At 62.0% G+C, this 20,368-nt stretch carries 21 protein-coding genes and 1 tRNA gene; 4 read left to right on the top strand and 18 right to left on the bottom strand.

Annotated elements, in window-relative coordinates:
* Positions 1–100 precede the first annotated feature (100 nt).
* From PO860_RS07565 to PO860_RS07555, 3 genes are all read right to left on the bottom strand, one after another.
* Positions 101–185, bottom strand: a tRNA-Leu gene (locus PO860_RS07565).
* Between the two features lie 152 nt (positions 186–337).
* Positions 338–928, bottom strand: a complete 591-nt coding sequence (locus tag PO860_RS07560) for a GDYXXLXY domain-containing protein (RefSeq protein WP_183607544.1) — start codon at positions 926–928, stop codon at positions 338–340.
* The gene (locus PO860_RS07555; protein WP_273885295.1) at positions 925–2,028 is read right to left on the bottom strand and encodes a DUF2157 domain-containing protein; all 1,104 of its coding nucleotides are present in this window, start codon (positions 2,026–2,028) and stop codon (positions 925–927) included. Before PO860_RS07555 ends, PO860_RS07560 begins: the two co-directional genes overlap by 4 nt.
* A gap of 871 nt (positions 2,029–2,899) precedes the next feature.
* Here PO860_RS07555 and PO860_RS07550 point away from each other — a divergent pair.
* From PO860_RS07550 to trmFO, 3 genes are all read left to right on the top strand, one after another.
* Positions 2,900–3,046: a DUF1127 domain-containing protein gene (locus PO860_RS07550; RefSeq protein ID WP_010067591.1), complete on the top strand. Its 147-nt coding sequence runs from the start codon at positions 2,900–2,902 to the stop codon at positions 3,044–3,046.
* Between the two features lie 293 nt (positions 3,047–3,339).
* Positions 3,340–3,483, top strand: coding sequence for a DUF1127 domain-containing protein (locus PO860_RS22285; RefSeq protein ID WP_003573524.1), 144 nt, complete (start codon positions 3,340–3,342; stop codon positions 3,481–3,483).
* A 93-nt stretch (positions 3,484–3,576) separates the two neighbouring features.
* Positions 3,577–5,013 carry a methylenetetrahydrofolate--tRNA-(uracil(54)-C(5))-methyltransferase (FADH(2)-oxidizing) TrmFO gene (gene trmFO / locus PO860_RS07540; protein WP_273885294.1) on the top strand — a complete coding sequence of 479 codons (1,437 nt, stop codon included), beginning with the start codon at positions 3,577–3,579 and terminating at the stop codon, positions 5,011–5,013.
* A 7-nt stretch (positions 5,014–5,020) separates the two neighbouring features.
* On the opposite strand, the gene PO860_RS07535 is transcribed toward trmFO, so the two are convergent.
* The 5 genes from PO860_RS07535 to yajC all read right to left on the bottom strand — a co-directional run bounded on the left by PO860_RS07535 (position 5,021) and on the right by yajC (position 9,744).
* On the bottom strand, positions 5,021–5,488 hold the full coding sequence (locus tag PO860_RS07535; RefSeq protein WP_273881833.1) for a hypothetical protein: 468 nt from the start codon (positions 5,486–5,488) through the stop codon (positions 5,021–5,023).
* Positions 5,489–5,560: 72 nt separating this feature from the next.
* Positions 5,561–6,418 (bottom strand): phytoene/squalene synthase family protein, encoded by an 858-nt coding sequence (locus tag PO860_RS07530; RefSeq protein WP_183607548.1) that lies wholly within the window; start codon positions 6,416–6,418, stop codon positions 5,561–5,563.
* A 2-nt stretch (positions 6,419–6,420) separates the two neighbouring features.
* Positions 6,421–6,807 carry an Mth938-like domain-containing protein gene (locus PO860_RS07525; RefSeq protein WP_273885293.1) on the bottom strand — a complete coding sequence of 129 codons (387 nt, stop codon included), beginning with the start codon at positions 6,805–6,807 and terminating at the stop codon, positions 6,421–6,423.
* 4 nt (positions 6,808–6,811) lie between these two features.
* Positions 6,812–9,352: a protein translocase subunit SecDF gene (secDF, locus tag PO860_RS07520; protein ID WP_273885292.1), complete on the bottom strand. Its 2,541-nt coding sequence runs from the start codon at positions 9,350–9,352 to the stop codon at positions 6,812–6,814.
* A gap of 44 nt (positions 9,353–9,396) precedes the next feature.
* On the bottom strand, positions 9,397–9,744 hold the full coding sequence (yajC, locus tag PO860_RS07515) for a preprotein translocase subunit YajC (protein ID WP_097618919.1): 348 nt from the start codon (positions 9,742–9,744) through the stop codon (positions 9,397–9,399).
* Between the two features lie 204 nt (positions 9,745–9,948).
* Here yajC and PO860_RS07510 point away from each other — a divergent pair, with 204 nt between their 5' ends.
* On the top strand, positions 9,949–10,815 hold the full coding sequence (locus PO860_RS07510) for an ATP-binding protein (RefSeq protein ID WP_273885291.1): 867 nt from the start codon (positions 9,949–9,951) through the stop codon (positions 10,813–10,815).
* Positions 10,816–10,919: 104 nt separating this feature from the next.
* Here the strand turns inward: PO860_RS07510 and PO860_RS07505 are convergent, their stop codons facing one another.
* From PO860_RS07505 to nagZ, 10 genes are all read right to left on the bottom strand, one after another.
* Complete coding sequence (locus PO860_RS07505) at positions 10,920–12,512, bottom strand: peptidoglycan DD-metalloendopeptidase family protein (RefSeq protein ID WP_273885290.1); 1,593 nt, start codon at positions 12,510–12,512, stop codon at positions 10,920–10,922.
* 229 nt (positions 12,513–12,741) lie between these two features.
* Entirely contained in the window at positions 12,742–13,395 is a 654-nt protein-coding gene (locus tag PO860_RS07500; protein ID WP_097618922.1) for a protein-L-isoaspartate(D-aspartate) O-methyltransferase, read from the bottom strand.
* Positions 13,392–14,165 carry a 5'/3'-nucleotidase SurE gene (gene surE, locus PO860_RS07495; RefSeq protein WP_017964058.1) on the bottom strand — a complete coding sequence of 258 codons (774 nt, stop codon included), beginning with the start codon at positions 14,163–14,165 and terminating at the stop codon, positions 13,392–13,394. Before surE ends, PO860_RS07500 begins: the two co-directional genes overlap by 4 nt.
* A 4-nt stretch (positions 14,166–14,169) precedes the next feature.
* Positions 14,170–15,453: a serine--tRNA ligase gene (serS, locus tag PO860_RS07490; RefSeq protein WP_273885289.1), complete on the bottom strand. Its 1,284-nt coding sequence runs from the start codon at positions 15,451–15,453 to the stop codon at positions 14,170–14,172.
* 100 nt (positions 15,454–15,553) lie between these two features.
* A complete protein-coding gene (gene tatC / locus PO860_RS07485) occupies positions 15,554–16,381 on the bottom strand; it encodes a twin-arginine translocase subunit TatC (protein ID WP_183607555.1) in 828 nt (275 codons plus the stop codon).
* On the bottom strand, positions 16,378–16,989 hold the full coding sequence (gene tatB, locus PO860_RS07480; RefSeq protein ID WP_273885288.1) for a Sec-independent protein translocase protein TatB: 612 nt from the start codon (positions 16,987–16,989) through the stop codon (positions 16,378–16,380). Before tatB ends, tatC begins: the two co-directional genes overlap by 4 nt.
* 51 nt (positions 16,990–17,040) lie before the next feature.
* Positions 17,041–17,232 carry a twin-arginine translocase TatA/TatE family subunit gene (locus PO860_RS07475; protein WP_003538990.1) on the bottom strand — a complete coding sequence of 64 codons (192 nt, stop codon included), beginning with the start codon at positions 17,230–17,232 and terminating at the stop codon, positions 17,041–17,043.
* A gap of 182 nt (positions 17,233–17,414) precedes the next feature.
* Positions 17,415–18,131, bottom strand: a complete 717-nt coding sequence (scpB, locus tag PO860_RS07470) for an SMC-Scp complex subunit ScpB (RefSeq protein ID WP_183607557.1) — start codon at positions 18,129–18,131, stop codon at positions 17,415–17,417.
* Complete coding sequence (locus PO860_RS07465) at positions 18,128–18,985, bottom strand: segregation and condensation protein A (RefSeq protein ID WP_183607558.1); 858 nt, start codon at positions 18,983–18,985, stop codon at positions 18,128–18,130. The genes scpB and PO860_RS07465 overlap by 4 nt, the downstream gene beginning before the upstream one ends.
* A gap of 18 nt (positions 18,986–19,003) precedes the next feature.
* On the bottom strand, positions 19,004–20,017 hold the full coding sequence (nagZ, locus tag PO860_RS07460) for a beta-N-acetylhexosaminidase (protein WP_273885286.1): 1,014 nt from the start codon (positions 20,015–20,017) through the stop codon (positions 19,004–19,006).
* Positions 20,018–20,368 lie beyond the last annotated feature (351 nt).

The following is a 20,368-nucleotide window of genomic DNA, read 5'->3' as shown; positions in this document are numbered from 1 at the left end:
TATCATTCCGCCCGAAGCGGAACGGCACTCGCGGGCTATTCGGGACAACTCTCAATTGTTCTGGAACAACCGATTCTTAGTCTCCCGCCTGCAAACAGCTTGGTGCGGGTAGAGAGACTTGAACTCCCACGCCTTGCGGCACCAGAACCTAAATCTGGCGTGTCTACCAATTTCACCATACCCGCGTTCACAAAACCGCATGCCTATGCCTGCACATGAGGCCTTCCGGAGCGCGGCGTCTCTATATCACCCGATTTGGCCGAGGCAAAGGAAAAATGAACGGTCAATGACAGCGATCTGCGCCTCGGAAGCCGCCTTGCTGCGAAGTGCCATCGGATCAGTAAAGCGGCTCGTCGTAAACCGGCTTGCCGTCAACGAGAAGGCTGCGAATCTGCGGGCTTCCCGCTGGCGAGACGCGCACCGATATTGCGACATTGCCGCCATTGCGGGCCTCCTCGATCGGTTTCCCCTCGCCTTCTGGAACGTAGTAGCGCTCGATGCCATATTCGACACGGATGCTGTCGCCCGCGGCAAGTCCGCCACTGTAGAATGGTTGGCTGCGCAGGATCACGGTCTCCGGCTGCGGCGGCAGCTCATGAAAGGACGATTCGATCACTGTCCAGAAACCGTCCTCCTGCTTCTTCAACCGGACCCATAACACGCGTTCGCCGGGGTCGGCCGGAATGCCGCCGGAAACTGTCTGCACCGGCACCGAGGAAATGTCATAATTCAAGACGACATAATCGCCGCGCAGGAAATCGCGCGGATCGACGGGCGCCGTCTTCAGCAGAACCTCGGCGCCATTGCTGAGGATCGAGGCCCGGCTCTGGATGATCGTGCCGAGGATCAGGGTCTGCAGGCCGGCGACGATAGTTGCCGAAAGCAGATAACCCTTGCCGGATTGCAGCCTTGCCATGAACGAGCTCATGCGCCCTCCCCCTGTGCATTCGCCGAAAACCGCCGCTCGAGACGGATGACGATCCAGGCGACAAGCGCCACCACGAGACCGGAGAACAGGAAGAGGCTTGACGTGCCGAGAATCGAGCCGACAGTGACGGAGGCAAGATAAAGCATCTCCGCGGCGAAGGTGGTGTAGGCGAGATAACGGACCGCACCGTTGTCCCTGCCGTGCAGGGCGATCGCCAGCACGGAAGCGGCGAGCGTCGCCAGCCCGAGCACCACCAGCCGCCAGCCATCCTCGATCTCGATATGCAGCAGCAGGAAACCGATCGCCGCCACGAGGAAGCTGTAGAAGGCCGGGGCAGCACCAGCGCTCCTGACCAGGGAAGCGATGCGCGGGAGCGGCAACGCCGTCAGGACGACGGCGGCCATGCCGCCGACGGCAAAGGCGAGCGCCACGGCGATCTCCTCATAAAGACTATAGAGCCAGGCGAGCCAGCCGATCAAAAGCAGATAGGCCAGATGGCGGGCTCGCTCGGCGCCGGTATAGCGCACCAGGGCGATCGTGATCGCCGCCATGACGGGCGCCATCCAGGGATCGAAGCCGAGCCAGTGCGTGTCATTATTCTGCAGGTAGACGGCAAACGACGCCCAGGAGAGGAAGCCGGCGACGACGGTCACGGCGCCCGAGCGGAACAGGATTGCCGAGATCGTCGCGATGGCGAACCAGAGATACATCACCGTTTGCTCGTCGCCGGAGAGATGATACATCTGTCCGACGAGCGAGATGGCGCCGCCGAAGCTCATCGCGCCGATGACCAGCAAGCCGCCTGCGGCGGCCGTCGCGCCGCGGGCAAGCATCCGGGCGGCGGCGATGTGCACGACCCAGATCAGGGCGAGGATGACGCCGACGCGGACAAGGCGCGGGATGGCCTCCCAGTTGGAGGCGACGACCAGCAGGACGGCGGCTGCAAGCAGAACCGCCGCCAGCGCCATCAGCACCCGGCCGAGGCTGAAGCTTGCCGGACGACCGTCATATTCGGCGAGTAGCAGGGCCGCCGTTTCCTGCCCGAGCAGGCCCTTGCCTACCCAGACCGAGAGATCCCGCTCCAATCTGCCGCGATACATGCTCCACCCCTTCGTTTCGCGACGCCGACTGCGGCGCTGCGGCTCATGTCGTTATAGCCGCAGCCGGGGTGTTCGCAAACGCTGTGGCGACAAATGTACAAGTTCCTCATTGGTCTAACTTGTATCGAATGCTAACCGGCCGCTAACGGCAGAAGCGCATATATAAGCATATGATGGGAGAGCTATGCGGATTTTGCACACCCCTCATGAATTTATTGCACTGCAATATTGGAATTAGTCATACTATTTGTATACTCATCGAAGCACGGGGATGGCGCCCCGGCCCGGCTCGGCCGGATGCCCGCGGATCTTTTGTCCGTGACGAGATTCGCAGCTGCGCACTCCTCCTCCCAGCGCGCTGCGATAGGCTGGCAACACTCCTCCTCCCAGTTGTCAGTCACCATAATGCGCCCGCCGGATCCTCCCCCGGCGGGCGTTTTTGTTCAGTCGAAGCTCGATTAAAACGTTGACGGCCCGATGCTTTTCCGTCGCATGGCGCCCTCGCGCCACATTGTCGTCACGCCGCCCCACCGGCCCTGCGAACGGATGGGCAGCTGCCGATCCGAAGCGGAACTGCTCTTTGCAGCGGATGGACGGCCGGAACAGCCCGAGGAAGCGGCGTTTTTCGCCAGCGGCACCCACTCGACAATCTAAACTGGTTTGCTTTCGCCGGCGCCATTCTGCCTATTCGTTGACCAAAAAATGGTAAGTCTGCGTCAAATGCCCCTAGAGCATTGCATACCTCGCATAGGTGATCTGAAAACTTGGCTGTTTTAGTCTTTCGCGCCGCAACATATATTCCGGTCATCAAATAGAGGTCAGCGCCGATCGGTGGCTGCTGGCAGATGAAACCCTCGGAAAGGGGCTTAACATGAACTTCTCTCGCTCTTTCAATAACTGGCGCAAGTATCGTCAGACCGTCACGGAACTCGGCCGCATGACCAACCGGGAATTGCACGATCTCGGCATCGACCGTTCGGACATCCATCGCGTCGCCCGTGAGGCTTCTTCCCGCTAATTCCAGGCGATCGCGGCCCTCCCAAGCGCGATTGTTCTCGATTAAAAACGCCCGCTGTACCCACAGCGGGCGTTTTCTTTTGTCTGCATGCGACGGCCGCGGGGTTGCATGTTTTCCCGCCTGCTTAGCCCGCTCAAAAAATATTCATCGCCCAATTTGCGAGCATCATATTGCACAATTGCATGGCAGACGCCTTTTATTTGCACTGCACAATAGGACTGATATCGCCTATATAAACACCAACCGCAGAGAGACAGGCGATCCCGCCGTCCCGCGGACATAGGAAGAAGACGATGAACCCGATCCGCATTGCAAAAAGCTGGCTCAGCTACCGCCGTACGCTCAACGAACTCGGCGGCCTTTCCAACCAGACCCTGTCCGACATCGGCGTCAGCCGCTACGACATCCGCAATATCGCGTCCCGCTCGTTCCGCTAATAGCGAGCGCGATGCTTCCAAGACGGCGCCTCGGGGCGCCGTTTTTGATTCCGGGGTGTTGGATCGCACCTGTCGACATGATATCAGCCCGGAATGAACACGATGTCCTCCTACTCCCCCATCCACGTCGTCGGCGGCGGGCTTGCCGGTTCGGAAGCCGCCTGGCAGATCGCCAATTCCGGCGTTCCCGTTATTCTGCATGAAATGCGGGGTGTGCGCGGCACGGATGCGCATAAGACCGACGGCCTTGCCGAACTGGTCTGCTCCAATTCCTTCCGTTCCGACGATGCGACCAGCAATGCCGTCGGCGTCATCCATGCCGAGATGCGCATGGCTGGCTCGCTGATCATGGCCACTGCCGATCGGCACCAGGTGCCGGCCGGCGGCGCACTCGCCGTCGATCGCGATGGCTTCTCCGAGGCAGTCACCCAGGCGATCCACGACCACCCGCTCATCACGGTGGTGCGGGAAGAGGTCATCGGTCTGCCGCCCAGAGACTGGGATCTTGCCATCGTCGCCACCGGGCCGCTGACGGCGCCGTCGCTTGCCGGCGCCATCCAGGCGGAAACGGGCGCGGATTCGCTGGCCTTCTTCGACGCCATCGCGCCGATCGTCTACCGCGAGAGTATCGACATGGATATTTGCTGGTACCAGTCGCGCTACGACAAGGTCGGACCCGGCGGCACCGGCAAGGATTACATCAATTGCCCGATGGACGAAGCGCAGTACAATGCCTTCGTCGACGCGCTGATCACAGGCGACACGGTCGGTTTCAAGGAATGGGAAGGCACGCCTTATTTCGACGGCTGCCTGCCGATCGAGGTGATGGCAGAACGCGGCCGCGAGACGCTGCGTCACGGGCCGATGAAGCCGATGGGGCTGACGAATGCGCATAACCCGACGGTCAAGGCCTATGCCGTCGTGCAGCTGCGCCAGGACAATGCGCTCGGGACGCTTTACAATATGGTCGGCTTCCAGACGAAGCTGAAATATGGCGCGCAGGCGGAAATCTTCCGGACGATCCCGGGCCTGGAAAATGCGGAATTTGCCCGTCTCGGCGGCCTGCATCGCAACACCTACATCAACTCCCCCACCCTGCTTGACCAGTCGCTCACGTTGAAATCGCGGCCCGGCCTGCGTTTCGCCGGCCAGATCACCGGCTGTGAGGGTTATGTCGAAAGCGCCAGCGTCGGGCTGATGGCCGGCCGCTTCGCCGCCGCCGAGCGCAAGGGCGAGGCGATCTCGCTGCCGCCGGCGACGACGGCGCTCGGCTCGCTGCTCGGCCATATCACCGGTGGCCACATCGTCACCGACGAGGAGCCGGGGAAACGATCGTTCCAGCCGATGAACATCAATTTCGGGCTGTTTCCGGAGCTCCAGCCGGGTTCGATCGTCAAGCCCGAGGGCGTCAAGCGGTTCCGCGGCAAGGACAAGACGATTATGAAGCGGCAGTTGATCGCGCGCCGCGCGCTTGCAGACTGCGCCGCCTGGCTTGGGCAACAGACTTCAACGCTTGCCGAAAGCGCCTAAGCAGCGCTTACTGCTTGTTGGCCGCCGAAATACTGCCTGATGGCAGGTCCTTATCCGACTCGGCGATATAATTGCCGAGCAGCCAGAGCGAAACTTCCGCGGCTTCCTTGGGGGACGCGAATTCGAAACCGCCGTTGTGATGAGGCGCATCGAGGAAGTCGATCACCAGTCCCCTGCCCGTTTCCGAGCTGACGACCCGCACGCGGCCGGGCTCGATCAGATGGCAGGCGAAATGGCGCGACATGTTGCGCATGAATCCCGCCTTGTCGTCATGCAGGCGCACGAAAATGGCTTGGCCGTTTTCCGTCGCCTGCAACTGGCGGATCGCCTCGTTCGGAAAGGCGCGGCCGAACTCGATGATGGCGAGGCCCGTGTCATGCAGGCCGTCTTCCTTGTTCTGTGCGGCCATGCGTGTGGCCACAAAAGCAAAGAAGATGACGATGGCGAAAAGAACGCACCAGACGATAATGCCCACGCCGAGTCTCCGATCAAAGGGGTAGCGGTGTCAGCGCTATAACGTGCGAGACTTGCGCGAGTTTGACCGGCGTCAGATTTTTCTCCGGGCTGCGGAGAGCGCCATCCTGAGCTGACGGCGCCATTGCGGCGGCTGCAGCGGCCGGTCGAATAGCAAGGCACCGCGTTTCTGCCCCTTGGCGAGCACCGGTTCGGCAAGCGTCGCCGGCAGGAAGGCCGGAAAGACGGCTGATGCAATCGGCCCTGCCGCCCTCGCCTTTGCCAAATGTTCGTAACCAAGGCCGGCGAAGGCCTCGATGGCGGCAGAGATGCGCGGCCCGTCGTCGCCGGCAAGGAAGGCATCGCGGTCGAGACCGGTGGCGGACAGGATCTGCAGCGGAATATAGACCTGGCCGCGGCGGCGATGCAGCGGCATCAGCAGCAACAGGCCGGCAACCGCCTGGGCGACGCCGGCATGGCCGGCAGCGTCGGCCGATCGAGCCGCCTCTTCAGGCGAAAGCACGAGGCTTGCCAGCTGGATCAGGGCGGATGCAGTTTCGCCGGCATAACCTTCAAGCGAGAGACGTGTCTCCATCGGATCGTCATAGAGATCGAAAGTGCGAGCCTCGATCATGTCGATCAGCGTCTGGCGCGGCAGGCGGTGCGCTTCAATAGCCGTCAGAAGTGCCGCGGCGACGGGGTTGGCGGCTGTCGAACCATGCGCGCTGCCTTCCAGCAGGTCGCGCCAGTATTGCAGCCTGACCTCGCCGGGCAACGGCTCGTGCACGAGATCGCGGATACGGGCAAGCTCGGCGTTGAAGGCGTAGAGGGCGGCAAGCGCGCCGCGCTTTTCCTCCGGCGACAGAAGACAGGCGAGATAGCGGTCGCGATCGCTGTCGCGCAGCATCGTCAGGCAGATCTCCTGGTTCGTCGTACTATTCGCTTCCGACATCGTCAGACCGCGATCAATGCCGCGGCGACGGCGCGCTGCTCGGCGAGCATGATATTGAAAGTGCGCACCGCAGCCCCGGTGCTCATCGGATCAGAGGAGATGCCGCGCGATTTTAGTGCCAGCCTCAATTCCTCCGGCAGACGGCGAAGCTCGGTTCCGGTGCCAACGAGCAGAACTTCGATATCACTGGCTTCATCCAGCACGCGACGGAAATTTTCCGGCGACAGCGGTTTCGACATATCCATGTCCCAGCCATGAATGCCGGAGGGCAGGCAAAGGATCGAGCCGCGATGCGACATGTCGGCAAAGCGGAAGCCGCCATTGCCGTAGGTATCGATCGGCGCGCGCCCGGGAAAATGCGCCGCGCGGAGTTCTATGCCTTTTGCCATGTTTTCAAACCACCGTGCCGGATCTTACACCAGCATCCGTCTTGTTGCTCTCTTCCTCGTCGGGAGCCTCCGGCCGCAGCCGGAAGACGATCAATACAGGAGCGGCGATATAGATCGAAGAGAAGGTGCCGAGAGCGACGCCGAAGAGCATCGCAAAAGTGAAGGAGCGGATGACTTCGCCCCCGAAGAGATAGAGCGCCAGCAAGGCGAGCAGCGTCGTCGCAGCGGTCAGAACGGTGCGTGACAGCGTCTGGTTGATCGAGGCATCGATCAGGATCGGCAGCGGCATCTTCTTGTATCGCTTGAGGTTCTCGCGCATCCGGTCATAGACGACGACCGTGTCGTTCAGGGAATAACCGACGATAGTCAGCACGGCGGCGATGCTCGTCAGGTTGAAGTCGATGCCTGATAGCACGAAGAGACCGAGCATGATGATGACATCGTGCAGCGTGGCAATGATGGCACCGATCGCGAACTGCCATTCGAAGCGGATCCAGATGTAGATCAGGATCGCCGCCAATGCTGCCAGCACGCCGAGCGTCGCCATCATCGTCAATTCGCCCGAGATGGCGGGGCCGACGACCTCGACGCGGCGGAAATCATAATCCTCCTGGAGCTCGCCGCGAACCAGCGTCGCGGCCGACTGCTCGGCATTCTCGCCGCCGCCCTGGGAGGCGATGCGAATCCGCGCATTCGACGGCCCGCCCGTGCGCTCAACGCTAACCTCACCGAGATTGAGATCATTGAGGCGCGAGCTGAGATCTGCGATGTCGGCATTGCCCTGCTTCGCCGTCACCTCGATGAGCGAGCCGCCGGTGAAATCGATGCCGAGACGCAGGCCGGCGGTGGCAAAGGCAGCCATGGCGATCAGTGAGATGACCGCTGACGCCGTAAAGACATAACGGCGGATCCCCATGAACCGGATATTGGCATGCTCGAAAAGATGGGTCAGGGCGCTCTTCGGCAGATGCCGGGGATGGCGCCCTCTCAGCCAGATCGCGACAATCGAGCGTGTCAGCGTGAAAGCCGTGAACACGGTCGTCAGGATGCCGACCGCCAATGTCACCGCGAAACCGCGGATGGATTCGCTGCCGAGGAAAAAGAGGATGATGGCGGCGATGAAGATCGTGACATTGGCGTCGACGATCGTTGCGAGTGCCCGCTGGAAACCACGACCGACGGCCTCTGCAAAGGCATGGGTGATCTTCTCCTCTTCCCGGATGCGCTCGTAGATCAGCACGTTCGAATCGACGGCCATGCCGACGATGAGCACGATGCCGGCAATGCCCGGCAAGGTGAGCGTCGCGCCGGCAAGGCTGAGCGCCGCGACGATGAGGATCAGATTGAAGAAGAGCGAGACGACGGCGATGACGCCGAGAATGCGGTAGAGCGCGATCATCAGTGCTGCGACCAGCACGACCGCGACGAGGCCGGCAACAAGGCCGCTGAAGATGGAATCGGCGCCGAATCTCGGGCTGACGCTGCGTTCCTCAACGCTCGTCAGCGTCGCCGGCAGGGCGCCGGCGCGCAGCATGATCGCCAGGTCGCGGACGCCGTCCTCGGAGAAATTCGCCGAAATCCGACCCTCGCCGCCGGTGATCGCCGCATCGATGCTGGGCGCCGACATCACCTGGTCGTCGAAGACGATGGCAAGGTGCTTGCCGATATTCCGGCCCGTCACCTCAGCCAGCCGCTGCGTGCTTGCGGCATCGAGGCGGTAGGCAATCGAACCATCCTGGGTCTGCGGATCGACGACAGGCTCGATATCGACCATGTTGCTGCCGTTGGCGAAAGCCGTGCGGTCGACGAGATAAGGGACCGGCGGATCGTCCAGCGAATAGAGCACCTGCGATGTGGCCGGCCAGCGGCCGTTCAGCGCCTCCTGCCCGGTCATGCTCTCGTCGATCAGGTGAAAGGAAAGCTTGGCCGGCTGGTTAAGCAAGTTCTTCAGCCGTTCGGCATCGACCGATCCCAGCACCTGCACGACGATCCGGTCGATGCCATCGGGGCGAACGAGGAAATTATCATAGCCGAATCCGGCGATGCGGCTGCCAACGATATCGAGTGACCGGGTCCGCGCGGCGGCGACGTCAGCAGTGATGCCGGCGTCGGAAATCTGCAGCGAGAGCTGGCCCTCTTCGCCCTGCTGCAGCGCGACCTCAGGTCCCGAATGCCCGCCGGCCACCGTCAAAGGCTTCAAAAGATCGACCGCCTTCTGTGTCTCAGCCGGATCGGTGATGCGGACGGTGACGGTCTGGCCGTTGCCGGTCAGCCCGGTATAGCGGATTCCGGCGCCGCGCAGCGCGTTACGCACATTGGCGACCACCTCTTCCAGGCGGTCCTTGACGATATCGGAGCGCTCGACCTTCAGAACGATATGCGAGCCGCCCTGCAGATCGAGACCGAGCGTCATGCGGTCGTGCCGTAACCAGCCCGGCAGGGAGGAACGCTGCGCCTCGGTGAGCAGATTGGGCGCAGCGATGATGATGGCGGCAAACGTGGCCAGCCAAATCAGAAGTGTTTTCCAGCGGGAAAAATGCAACATTCTCTCGACGATCTTCCGATCCGGCGGCCTGCCATTATCGTGTGTTACGCAGCGTCGGCCTTGACTGGTTCACCCTTGACGCGAACGTCCGAAATGCCGCTGCGGACGATGCGAACGCGAACGCCTTCGGCGATCTCGACTTCGACTTCCTTGTCGTCGACGACCTTGGTGACTTTGCCGACAAGACCGCCGCCGGTGACGACCTGGTCGCCGCGACGAATTGCCTTCAGGGTCTCCTCACGCTTTTTTGCCTGCGCGCGCTGCGGACGGATCAGCAGGAAGTACCAGACGACCATCAGCGGCACGAACAGGATGATCATTTCGAAACCGGAGCCGCCGAAACCGGTTGCGGTGTCGGTTGCGCTCTGGGCGAATGCCGGGGTGATGAACATGCTAAACTCCTCAGGCTTGGCGGCGGAACTCCGCCTCTTTTTTCAGGTTGCCGGACTATAATTGCCGCTTCGATGAATGCAACAGAAACAGCCGGAAACAGTACCGATTCCGCTGCCTCATAACCTTTCCGCCGGTAAAACGCCATGGTAGGCGGCATCGAAAGATCAAAGCGGAATGACGCAGCGAAAAACAGGAGGCCTGCGATGACCGAGGAAATCAACACCGCCCTGCTTTCCGAACTGAAACGGCTCGCCGATGCCGTCCAGCGCCTTGCCGGGCCGCCTCCTGCCGTCAACGACTGGGATGCGGCGGACTGTTTCGTCTGGGCGCCGATGCGCCAGCATTTGCAGCCTGTGAAGAAGCCGAACCGGGTGGCGTTGAAGCTCATCCGCGGCGTCGACCATGTCCGCGACATCCTGCATGAAAATACGGTGCGTTTCGCCGAGGGTTATGCCGCCAACAACGTGTTGCTCTGGGGCGCACGCGGCATGGGCAAATCCTCGCTTGTTAAAGCCGTGCACGAGGATGTCAGGCGCGAAAGCGGCGTCGCGCTGAAGCTGGTCGAAGTCCATCGCGAGGATATTGCCAGCCTCCCCAATCTGCTCGACCTCCTGAAGGACACGCCGTACCGCGTGATCGTCTTCTGCGACGATCTCTCCTTCGATCACGACGACACCGCCTACAAGTCGCTGAAGGCAGCGCTCGACGGCGGCGTCGAAGGGCGGCCGGACAATGTGCTCTTCTATGCCACATCCAACCGGCGCCATCTCCTGCCGCGCCACATGATGGAAAACGAGCAGTCGACGGCGATCAATCCGTCGGAGGCGGTCGAAGAGAAGGTTTCGCTTTCCGACCGCTTCGGCCTCTGGCTCGGCTTCCACAAATGCAACCAGGAGGATTATCTCGGCATGATCGACGGCTATGCCGATCACTTCAAGCTCGGGCTAGACCGCGGCAAGATGCATGCCGAGGCGCTGGAATGGGCAACGACGCGCGGAGCCCGCTCGGGCCGTGTCGCCTGGCAGTATATCCAGGACCTCGCCGGGCGCATGCGCGTTCACATCGACTGAGCCTAAATCACTTCTCATCAATCCGGCACAGTTTGGTGCGACATGCGTGAAAAAACAAAAGCCCGGCTGTTGGCCGGACTTTTGCGCTTCCTGGTACGCTGTACCTATTCCAGGAAAGTCATCGGGTTGACCGGAGATGCGTCCTTGCGCACCTCGAAATGGACCTGCGGCTGCTTGACGTCGCCGCTCATGCCGGAGACGGCGACGGTCTGGCCGCGCTGGATCTTCTGGCCGCGGGTGACGCTCAGCGTATCGGCATTGCCGTAGACGGTGACGGTGCCGTCGTCGTGACGAACCAGAACCGTGTTGCCGAGTTCCTTCAGGCCGTTGCCGGCATAGATGACGACGCCGTTTTCGGCGGCCTTGATCGGCGTGCCCTGCGGTACCGAAATGTCGATGCCGTCATTACGGTTGCCGTTGACGTTGGCGCCGTATGAAGCAATGACCTGGCCGCGGACCGGCCAGCGATACTTGCCGATGCCGGTCGATTCCGGCGCGGCCGAGCTGACGTCAGACTTCTTCTCGACATCATCGACCGTCTGGGTGGCGGCCGGCGCCTTGTAGGGCGCGGGCTGAGCGGAGGCCGTCTGCTGGGCGGGTGCCGGCTGGGTCGGCTTCGGATCGACCTTTTCGGCCGGGATCGACGCGGTCTTGATATTGTCGGCAGTGCCGTTCGGGATCTTCAGGGCTTGGCCGACGCGGAGCGAGTTGGCCGAAAGATTGTTGGCCGCCTTGAGATCGTCGACATTGGAACCGGTCGCCTTGGCGATCTTTGCCAGCGAATCGCCTTGTTTGACGACATAGCTGCCGGCGGGCGCTTTCGGATCCTTGCCGGCACCGGCCGGGATCTTGCCGGCGGGATCGGCGCTCGCCATGGTCTTGTCGCGGGCGGAATTGGCGCCGGGAACGACGGCAACCTTCTGCTCCGGCGCCTTGGCCGGTTCCGGCATCTGGCCGGGCTTGGAGAGATCGGCCGCCTGCGACGCCGCCTTGGCGGCATTGCCGCCGTTGAGGGTTGGGATCAGGATCGCCTGGCCGGGCTGGGCGGCAGATGCCGTCTTCAAGGCGTTGACGCGCAGGATTTCCTTTTCCGGAACACCGTAGCGCCTGGCGAGCGTGGCGATGCTTTCACCCGGACGCAGCGTCACGGACGGCGCATTGGTCGCGGACCAGCCGGAGACCTTGGGCGTCGCGCCCGTCGTCAGGGGATCGGGCGTTACCTTCGGCTGCGCGGGAGCCACCAAACGGGGCTTTTCAGCCTGCGGTGAGGCCGGGAAAGGCTGAGCGAGCGCGACTTCCCTTTCCCGCTGCCGGGAGGGCGCAACCGCCGTCGGCGCAGCAAGCTCGGAACGCTGCACCGAAACCGGCGCGGAAGCCATGCGCGCACTCGACGTACGGACCGGATCGTAGCTCGGACGCGAGGGATAGGGCTGGTTCAGCGCATCATTGCCGCCGCCGTAACCCGACTGGCTGGCAACGGCAGAGCCGCCGAGATCGGCGCGCGGCACCGGATCAGCCTGAGAACCGCCCCTGCGCGGAATGGAACTGGTGGTGATCTGATCCTGCCCTGAGGAAGAAAACAAACCGCCGAACCGTGTCACATCGGAACTGCAGCCTGTTGCGGCACTTGCAAGCAGACCCACAACCAGAAGATTACCGGCTGACTTCCCGAACTTCGGCGAAAGACTGAAACGCATTGACTCGACCCACTGAGAACGCAACCATTTGTGAGTCTATTAAAACGCGTTAGTATTACCACGCGGTTAAGATGCTGGAATCAGTGCGATATTTTTGAGAAGTTGATAACCATAGCTTACGGGTGAAAAATCGCAGGTGCGCGGAGCATCATCTCGAAAACGGCGAGCGGCCTCTCTGATCGTGATGGATGTTCAGATTTTAGGCCGATCCGGCTGAAATCATCTGCACCTACAGCAGCGAGGCAAGGCGCGGAACGATCGGCAGGTAGGGTGCTTCGAACAGTTCCTCGCGTTCGAAGCGGCTGCCGGTTTTGGTCAGCCGCACCATGCGACATTCGTTCTCGGAAATCATCAGCGGCGCAATCATCGAGCCGCCGGAAACCAGCTGGTCGGTATAAAAGCGCGGCATCGCGTTGAAGGCCGCCGTCACCAGGATGCGGTCGAAGGTGCCCTCACCCTGCATGCCGGCGCTGCCGTCGGCGTGGCGGATGATGACGTTGCGCAGAGAAAGCGATTCCATGCGCCGCTGCGCAGCCGATGTCAGTGTCTTGTAGCGGTCGATGGACAGAACACGCTCGGCCATGCGGCCTATGACGGCGGCGGTAAAGCCGCTGCCGGTACCGATTTCCAGGACGCGCTGTCCCGGTTTGACCTTGAGGTGATGCAGGATGCGGACGACAAAATCGATGCCTTCAAGGAAAGAGCCGCATTCGATCGGAATCGTCCGGCTCGAATAGGCGTCATCGACAAATTGCGGCGGCACGAAGAGCGAGCGCTGCGTCTGCTCGACCGCCGTCAGCAGATCGAGGTCGGAGATGCCTTCGGCACGCAATCTGAGGACGAGCGCCGCAAAGCCCTCCTTCTCGGCCAGTCTTGCCGTCAAACCTGTGCTCCGTATCCCAAGGCCCGCGCCACGCGGTCCGTTACGGAATAATCGGTCAGATCCAGTTTCAAAGGCGTTACCGATATCTTGTTATGCTTCAAAGCGTGAATATCGGTGCCTTCGATGAAGGCGCCGGCGCGTTCGCCGAATTTCAGCCAGTAATAGGGAAAACCGCGGCCATCGGAACGAGCATCGACCTGCAGGTTGAAGGCGAGCTTGCCTTGCATGGTCACCTCGGCGCCATCGACCTCATCGGGACGGCAATTCGGAAAGTTCAGATTGAGGAACGTGCCCTCCGGCAGGTCGAGCACCATCAGCTTTTCCAGAAGAGCCGGCGCATGCGTCTCGCAGACTTCCCAGGGCACGATGCGCGCACCGTCCTCGTAGAGATAGGCCTGGCTCAGCGCGAAGGAGCGCACACCCTGCATGGTGCCCTCGATGGCGCCGGCGATCGTGCCGGAATAGGTGACGTCGTCGGCGACGTTCGAGCCTGAATTGACGCCTGACAGCACGAGATCGGGCTTGATGTCCATCACCTGCCGGATGCCCATGATGACGCAATCGGTCGGCGTGCCGCGCAGCGCGAAATGCTTGTCGGAAATCTTGCGCAGCCGCAACGGTTCGGACAGGCTCAGCGAATGGGCAAGGCCGCTCTGGTCGGTCTCCGGCGCCACGATCCAGACGTCGTCCGACAGTGTGCGCGCGATCCGCTCCAGGGCGGCGAGCCCTTCGGCGTGAATGCCGTCGTCATTCGTAAGCAGGATGCGCATCGCCTCAGGCCGCCCGTTCGATTTTGGTCAATCCGCCCATATAGGGGAGCAAAACGTCCGGAATCGTGACGGAACCATCCTCGTTCAGATAATTTTCGAGGACCGCGATCAGGCAGCGGCCGACGGCAGTGCCGGAACCGTTCAGCGTATGGACGAACCTGTTGCTCTTGTCGTCTTTGCCGCGGTAGCGCGCATTCATCCGCCGAGCCTGGAAATCGCCGCAGACCGAGCAGGAAGAGATTTCACGGAAGGCATTCTGCCCCGGCAGCCAGACTTCGAGATCGTAGGTCTTGCGCGAGCCGAAGCCCATATCGCCGGTGCAGAGCGTCATGGTGCGGAAATGCAGGCCGAGGCGCTTCAGCACCTCCTCGGCGCAGGCGGTCATCCGCTCATGCTCGGCAACGGCGCTTTCGGCATCGGTGATCGAGACGAGTTCGCATTTCCAGAACTGGTGCTGGCGTAGCATGCCGCGCGTGTCGCGGCCGGCAGAGCCTGCTTCCGAACGGAAGGACGGCGTCAGCGCGGTGAAGCGCAGCGGCAGCTTTTCCTGATCGAGGATTTCCTCGCGCACCAGATTGGTGAGCGTCACCTCGGCCGTCGGGATCAGATAGCGGCCGTCTGTGGTCTTGAAGAGGTCTTCTTCGAACTTCGGCAGGCTGCCGGTGCCGAACACCGCCTCGGCGCGCACCATCAGCGGCGAGCTGACTTCGGTATAGCCGTGCTCACGGGTGTGGAGATCGATCATGAACTGGCCGAGCGCCCGCTCGAGCTTCGCCAGCGGCCCCGTCAGAACCGTGAAGCGCGAGCCGGAGAGCTTGGCGGCGCGCTCGAAATCCATGTAGCCTAGCGCCTCGCCGATTTCGAAGTGTTCCCTAGGCGTGTGGTTCCAGCGCGGCTTTTCGCCAACGACACGGGTGACAACATTGTGGTGCTCGTCCTTGCCGACCGGAACGTCATCAAAGGGGATATTCGGGATGCGCGAAAGGGCATCGTTGAGTTCGGCCGTCAGTTGCCGGTCTTCTTCCTCGATCACCGGCAGCAGCGTCTTCAGTTCGGCGACCTCGGCCTTCAGCTTCTCGGCAAGCTCGCCGTTCTTCTGGGCCATCGCCGCGCCAATCTCCTTGGAGACGAGGTTGCGGCGGGACAGCAAGTCCTGCGCCTTCTGCACGGCGGAGCGGCGCTTTTCATCGAGGGTGACGAGGCTTTGGGCCAGAGGCTCGGCACCGCGCTTGGCAAGGGCGGCATCGAGCGCTTCGGGATTCTCACGGATCCATTTGATATCGAGCATCGTCGTTCCAGGTCGTTGCAACAGAAATGACCCGGCCAAAGCCTGATCAGGCCTCGACCGGATGTTAAGCGGCGTTCACAAAGGGGATTGGGATCGCCGCTCAGACACTGTCCGTCTTGGCAACGTCCGCGGATCCGGTGTCCTTTTCGACCGCCTGCCGGGCACGCTGGCGCTCCACGAGTCGCGCCGCATGGATGGAAATCTCGTAGAGAAGGATCGTCGGTATCGCAAGGCCGATCTGGGACATCGGATCCGGCGGCGTCAACACGGCGGCGACGACGAAGGCCAGCACGATGGCGAACTTGCGCTTTTCGGCGAGCCATTGCGACGTCAGAAGACCGACACGGGCAAGCAGCGTGGTGACCACAGGCAGCTGGAAGACGAGGCCGAAGGAGAAGACCAGCGTCATGATCAGGCTCAGATATTCCGAGACCTTCGGCATCAGGGAAATCGCCACCTCGTCGTGACCCGGCGCCTGCTGCATCGACAGGAAGAACCACATGACCATCGGCGTGAAGAAGAAATAGACGAGCGCGCCGCCCATCAGGAACAGGACCGGCGAGGCGATCAGGAACGGCAGGAAGGCCTGGCGCTCATTCTTGTAAAGGCCGGGGGCAACGAACTTGTAGACCTGGGCGGCAATGATCGGGAAAGCGACCACCAGGCCGCCGAACATCGCCACCTTGACCTGGGTGAAGAAGAATTCCTGCGGCGCGGTATAGATGAGCTGAGCCTTCTCGACGTCGAGATGCGCCCAAATTACGGCTGTCTTGTAGGGAATGACCAGATAGTTGAAGAGATGCTTGGCAAAAAAGAAGCATGCGATGAAGGCGACGAAAAACGCGCCGATCGACCAGATCAGCCGTGTGCGCAGCTCCATCAGGTGCTCGATCAGCGGCTGCGGCTTGTCTTCGATATCACCGCTCATGCCTCGTCCTTCTTCGTCTGCGCCGGCTTCTTCGGCGTTGCAGTCTTTTTGACTGCCGTCGTGCGCTTCGGTTTTTCCACAGGCGCGGCAACGGTCGCCGCAGCATCGACCTTGTCGGCAGCCTTGACGCGCGGCTTGCGCACGGGTTTCGGCTTGGCGGCAAGCGTATCGGCCTGGACAGCCGCTGCTGCGACAGGTTCAGGCTGCGCAGGCGCCGACACCAGCGGCGGCGTTTCCGGCAAGCTCATCGACGGCGTCGGGGCCGAAACGGCAGCAGCCGGCACCTCGGTCTTGTTTTCCGTGACCACGGTCGCCTTCTGCAGGTCGGCCTTGATCTCGTTGCCCATCTGGCGAAGCGGGTTCATCGCCTCGCGCAGGCTGTTGACCGGGTTGAGCTTCTGGGCGTCGCTGATCGTCTGGCGGACATCGTCAAGCTCGGCTTCACGCAACGCCTCGTCGAACTGCGCCCGGAATTCACCCGCCACCTTGCGGGCACGCTGCGTCATCTTGCCGAAAGCGCGCAGCATCGGCGGCAAATCCTTGGGACCGACAACCACGATCAGGACGACCGCGATGACCAAAAGCTCGGTCCAGCCAATATCGAACATGCAAGGCTCCTGGACGGGAAGCGCGGGGGCTGCGCTTTTTCCCGGACTTGTTTACTTCGTTTCGTCGGCCTTGTGATCGACGGTCTTTGCCGTATCCGGCGCGTCCTCGTCCGTCATGCCCTTCTTGAAGCTCTTGATGCCCTTGGCAACGTCGCCCATCAGTTCCGGAATCTTGCCGCGACCGAACAACAACAGCACGATGACCAGAACGATCAGCCAGTGCCACATGCTAAAAGAACCCATTACGCTAACTCCCTGTTTCTATGTTCCCACGATGTAAGGATTTCCGACACCGTTTCCAACATCAAGCCCTTCGAACTGCGCTTAATGTCACGGTATCGCCCTTTGTGACAAGCCATTGACCCGCCGAAAAGTGCTGGCTCCATTGTTTTCGCCATGCATGGCAAAAGCAAGACGCAAACCCCTCAATCTTCAGAGGTGCCGCGCGGCGCCAACAACCCCAATTCCTCGAGGTCCATCTGGGTGATCGGGTCTTCGTCCTCGGTCAGTTCGTCGTTCATCAACGGCGAGGGAATATTGAAGTTCGCCGGAATGCGGCCCGACAGCAAGCCCGCTCCCTTCAACTCTTCGAGACCGGGCAGATCACGCAGCTCTTCGAGACCGAAATGGTCGAGGAAATCGCGCGTCGTGCCCAATGTCACCGGCCGGCCCGGCGTGCGTCGGCGGCCGCGGAAACGCACCCAGCCGGCTTCCATCAGCACGTCGAGCGTGCCGCGCGAGGTCTGGACGCCGCGGATATCCTCGATCTCGGCGCGCGTCACCGGCTGGTGATAGGCAATGATCGCCAGCACTTCGAGAGCGGCGCGCGAAAGCTTCTTCACCTCATTGTCATCACGGCGGATGACGAAGGAGAGATCGGCGGCGGTGCGGAAGGCCCAGGCGCCCTCGACCTGCACGAGATTGACGCCGCGCGGCGCGTAGTGCTCCTTCAGCCGCAGCATGATGGCACGCACGTCGGTCTTCTCAGGCAGGCGCTCGGCGAGGAAGCCTTCGGAGACCGGCTGCGACGAGGCGAAGACCAGAGCCTCGGCGATGCGCTCGGCCTCGATCTCGGCCTGCAGGTCGCGGCTCCTGTCTTCGAAATCGCCTTCGAAATCCTCTTCGCCCTTCGGATCAATCAAACCGGCTGCTCCTGCTCCACCACCTGCAGCGTGGCGTGTTTGGGACCGCGGCGCATATAGATCGGCTGAAAGGCACCATCCTGGCGGATTTCGAGCTTGCCCTCGCGCACCAGTTCCAGCGAGGCGGCAAAGGCACTGGCGATTGCCGTGACGCGTTCCTCGGGCGCTGCGAGATAACGCAGCAGATAATGCTCCATCGCCGTCCAGTCACCCACCTCGCCGATCATCTGGGTCAACAGCTCGCGGGCATCGGTCAGCGACCAGACGCTGCGCCGCTCGATCGTCACCTGGGTGACGGCATTGCGCTGCCGCAGCGCTGCATAGGCGGTCAAGAGATCGTAGAGGCTTGCCGCATAAGCGGACTGCTGCCGGTCGGGAATATGCTCGGGCGCGCCGCGCACGAAGATATCGCGGCCGAGGCGGTTGCGGTTAACGAGGCCCTCCGCCGCCCGGCGCATGGCTTCGAGGCGCTTCAGCCGGAAGGCGAGCGTTGCCGCCAGTTCCTCGCCGGAAGGACCGTCGTCCTTGACCTGCTGAGGAATGAGCAGCCGTGACTTGAGATAGGCAAGCCAAGCCGCCATGACGAGATAATCGGCGGCAAGCTCGATGCGGATACGCCGGGCGCTTTCGACGAACTGCAGATATTGCTCGGCGAGCGCCAACACCGAGATACGCGACAGGTCGACCTTCTGGTTGCGGGCGAGATAGAGCAAAAGGTCGAGGGGGCCTTCGAAGCCGGCGACGTCGATCACCAGCGCCGGCTCGTGGCTGGCGCGCTCGGCACCGTTATCCTGCCACAACTTGTCCATCGGCGTTGCCGCCTGCGGACGTTCCGTGCCCTTGACCGTGTTCACCACCCTGCTCCTCTGCGATCACACGATCGCAAACATCGCCTCGAATTCCGCCCTCAATTCCGCTTCATCGGCGCTATCCGGCGCCGCAAAGCCTGCTTCTACCGCTTTTGCACGGGCAAGCGATAGACCGGCGAGCGGCGGAACATTTGCCACGACATCCCGCATCTCGTCCATATGGCCATTGCAATGCAGCACGATATCGCATCCGCCTGCAATGATATTCGCCGCGCGTTCTCCGATCGTGCCGGAAAGCGCATTCATCGAGCTGTCGTCGGAAAGCAGCAGACCGGTAAAGCCGATATGCTGACGGATGATGCCGTCGATCACCTTGCGCGAGGTCGTCGCCGGATTGTCCGGGTCGATTGCGGTGAAGACGAGGTGGCAGGTCATCGCCATCAGTTCGTCCTTCATCGCGATAAAGGGCGGGAAATCATGGGCCTCCAGCTCATCGCGCGAGACGGTGACGACAGGCAGCTCCAGATGTGAATCCGCAAAGCCGCGGCCGTGGCCGGGCATATGCTTCATGACAGGCAACAGGCCGCCGGCCTTCAGCCCTTCGGCAGCCGCCCGGCCCATGGCGATAACGGTCTCGGGATCGCCGCCATAGGCACGGTCGCCGATGACGTTGCTGCTGCCCTCGACCGGCACGTCGAGCACCGGCAGGCAGTCGACATCGATGCCGAGGCTGGAAAGGTCGAAGGCATGCAGCCGCGACATCAGCCAGGCGGCGCGCAGGCCGAGCGCCGGATCGCGGCGATAGAGATCGCCGAGCGCCTGGCCTGAGGGATAGCGGGAGAAAACCGGCGGCCGGATGCGCTGGACGCGACCGCCCTCCTGGTCGATCAACACCGGTGCATGCCAGCCGACGCTGTCGCGCAGTTCGGCGACGAGATCGGTGATCTGCTCGGCTTCGGAGATGTTGCGCCCGAAGAGGATGAAGCCCCAGGGCCGCTCGCCCCGGTAAAAGGCCTTCTCTTCGGATGTGAGGGCAAGGCCGCTGCAGCCAAGGATCATCGCTTTTGATTCGGTCATTTAAGAATCTTAGAGCCTTTCCTGGTCAGATTGAAGCATTCTGCCGGAGCAGGTTTTCGTCAGGGCAGAGGCGATTGGCGAAGGGCATACCCCTTGGTACGTCCGAGCCGATCGCCTTTGATCCTGGCGGAAAGATGCCCGGCCCTTCGGGTTGGCTGAAACGGGCCGGCTGATCGACCGGCCGGCTTGGCCGTAGAGCCTGGCTACGACGCGCGCCGGCCGGTCGACCATCCGACTCCGTTTGAGCCAACAGAATGCTGCAATCTGACCAGGAAAGGCTCTCGACGGCGCCCCGCCAAATGCGAGCAAGGTCCAGCGCGATGCACAAAAAAGAGCGGCGGACCGATCCGG

Source organism: Rhizobium binxianense, from assembly GCF_028994275.1.
GTDB classification, from domain to species: Bacteria; Pseudomonadota; Alphaproteobacteria; order Rhizobiales; family Rhizobiaceae; genus Rhizobium; species Rhizobium binxianense.
The sequence above is the reverse complement of the archived record's forward strand: the minus strand, read 5'-3'. Positions and strand labels throughout refer to the sequence as shown.

Bases quoted from the DNA above. Each gene is read 5' to 3' on its own strand.
- PO860_RS07560 (WP_183607544.1), bottom strand. From the start codon at position 928: ATGAGCTCGTTCATGGCAAGGCTGCAATCCGGCAAGGGTTATCTGCTT.
- PO860_RS07555 (WP_273885295.1), bottom strand. From the start codon at position 2,028: ATGTATCGCGGCAGATTGGAGCGGGATCTCTCGGTCTGGGTAGGCAAG.
- PO860_RS07550 (WP_010067591.1), top strand. From the start codon at position 2,900: ATGAACTTCTCTCGCTCTTTCAATAACTGGCGCAAGTATCGTCAGACC.
- PO860_RS22285 (WP_003573524.1), top strand. From the start codon at position 3,340: ATGAACCCGATCCGCATTGCAAAAAGCTGGCTCAGCTACCGCCGTACG.
- trmFO (WP_273885294.1), top strand. From the start codon at position 3,577: ATGAACACGATGTCCTCCTACTCCCCCATCCACGTCGTCGGCGGCGGG.
- PO860_RS07530 (WP_183607548.1), bottom strand. From the start codon at position 6,418: ATGTCGGAAGCGAATAGTACGACGAACCAGGAGATCTGCCTGACGATG.
- PO860_RS07525 (WP_273885293.1), bottom strand. From the start codon at position 6,807: ATGGCAAAAGGCATAGAACTCCGCGCGGCGCATTTTCCCGGGCGCGCG.
- secDF (WP_273885292.1), bottom strand. From the start codon at position 9,352: ATGTTGCATTTTTCCCGCTGGAAAACACTTCTGATTTGGCTGGCCACG.
- yajC (WP_097618919.1), bottom strand. From the start codon at position 9,744: ATGTTCATCACCCCGGCATTCGCCCAGAGCGCAACCGACACCGCAACC.
- PO860_RS07510 (WP_273885291.1), top strand. From the start codon at position 9,949: ATGACCGAGGAAATCAACACCGCCCTGCTTTCCGAACTGAAACGGCTC.
- PO860_RS07505 (WP_273885290.1), bottom strand. From the start codon at position 12,512: ATGCGTTTCAGTCTTTCGCCGAAGTTCGGGAAGTCAGCCGGTAATCTT.
- surE (WP_017964058.1), bottom strand. From the start codon at position 14,165: ATGCGCATCCTGCTTACGAATGACGACGGCATTCACGCCGAAGGGCTC.
- serS (WP_273885289.1), bottom strand. From the start codon at position 15,453: ATGCTCGATATCAAATGGATCCGTGAGAATCCCGAAGCGCTCGATGCC.
- tatC (WP_183607555.1), bottom strand. From the start codon at position 16,381: ATGAGCGGTGATATCGAAGACAAGCCGCAGCCGCTGATCGAGCACCTG.
- tatB (WP_273885288.1), bottom strand. From the start codon at position 16,989: ATGTTCGATATTGGCTGGACCGAGCTTTTGGTCATCGCGGTCGTCCTG.
- PO860_RS07475 (WP_003538990.1), bottom strand. From the start codon at position 17,232: ATGGGTTCTTTTAGCATGTGGCACTGGCTGATCGTTCTGGTCATCGTG.
- nagZ (WP_273885286.1), bottom strand. From the start codon at position 20,017: ATGACCGAATCAAAAGCGATGATCCTTGGCTGCAGCGGCCTTGCCCTC.